General features: G+C 75.2%; 2 protein-coding genes. Both read left to right on the top strand.

The window, feature by feature from the left end; all coding sequences use genetic code 11:
* On the top strand, window positions 1-557 hold a 557-nt coding region (gene cbiQ, locus B7767_RS13840), incomplete at its 5' end, for a cobalt ECF transporter T component CbiQ (protein ID WP_085572451.1).
* A partial coding sequence (locus tag B7767_RS13835) for an energy-coupling factor ABC transporter ATP-binding protein (RefSeq protein ID WP_085572450.1) occupies window positions 554-1,313 on the top strand: 760 nt, incomplete at its 3' end. The genes cbiQ and B7767_RS13835, both read left to right, overlap by 4 nt.

Genomic DNA, 1,313 nt, shown 5'->3' with positions numbered 1-1,313 from the left:
GGGCGTACCGGGTGCCGTTGGGCTTCTGCGTCACCGGGGCGCTGACGCTGCTGGTCCGGGTGGGCGGGCCGGGCGGGTTCGTGTCCTGGGCCGAGGACGGGCCGCTGCGCGCCGGGGAGTTGATGCTGCGCACGTCGGCGGCCTCGCTGGGCGTGCTGCTGTTCGCCTTCACCACGCCCATGTCGGACCTGCTGCCGCGTCTGGTGCGGGCCGGGGTGCCGGCCCCGCTCGTGGACGTGGCGCTGGTGACGTACCGGATGAGCTTCCTGCTGCTGGACTCGGTGCGCCGCGTCGGGGAGGCGCAGGCGGCCCGGCTCGGGCACACCACCCGGGCGGCGACGTGGCGGTCGCTGGGCGGGCTGGGCGCGACCGCGTTCGTCCGGTCCTTCGACCGGGCGGCGCGGTTGCAGACGGGGCTCGCCGGACGCGGTTACGACGGCACCCTGCGCGTGCTGGTGCCCGAGGCCCGCGTCTCCGTCCGGTTCACGGTGCTGAGCACCGTACTCCTCGCGGCACTGGCCGCCCTCACCTTCGTACTGGAAAGGCCGCTGTCGTGAACGAGTCCCTCCTGGTGGCCCTGCGGGGCGCGTCGTTCGCGTACGAGGACGGCCCGCCCGTGCTCAGCGGCCTGGACTTCGAGGTGCGCGAGGGGCGCGCGTTGGCGCTGCTGGGACGCAACGGCAGCGGGAAGACGACGCTGATGCGACTGCTCAGCGGCGGACTTCGCCCGGACGGGGGCGAGTTGACCGTCGAGGGCCGGGCGGTGCGGTACGACCGGAAAGGGCTGACGGCGCTGCGCACCACCGTGCAACTGGTGGTGCAGGACCCCGACGACCAGTTGTTCGCGGCGTCCGTCGGCCAGGACGTGTCGTTCGGGCCGCTCAACCTCGGCCTGTCCGACGCGGAGGTGCGCGCCCGGGTGGCGGAGGCACTCGCCGCGCTGGACATCACCGCCCTCGCCGACCGTCCCACGCACCTGCTGTCCTACGGGCAGCGCAAGCGGACGGCGATCGCGGGCGCGGTCGCCATGCGGCCCCGCGTCCTGATCCTCGACGAGCCGACGGCGGGCCTGGACCCCGACGGCCAGGAACGCCTCCTCGCGACCCTCGACGGCCTGCGCGAGAACGGCACGACGGTCGTCATGGCCACCCACGACGTGGACCTCGCCCTGCGCTGGGCCGACGACGCGGCCCTGCTCACCCCGTCCGGCGCGCACACCGGCCCGGCGGCCGACGTGCTGGCCCGCACGGAACTCCTCGCGGCGGCGGGGCTGCGGCTGCCGTGGGGCGTCACGGTCGCGCGGCTCCTGCGGG

The organism is Streptomyces sp. 13-12-16, from assembly GCF_002114215.1.
Taxonomy (GTDB): domain Bacteria; phylum Actinomycetota; class Actinomycetes; order Streptomycetales; family Streptomycetaceae; genus Streptomyces.
This window is presented reverse-complemented; position numbering and strand designations above follow the sequence as displayed.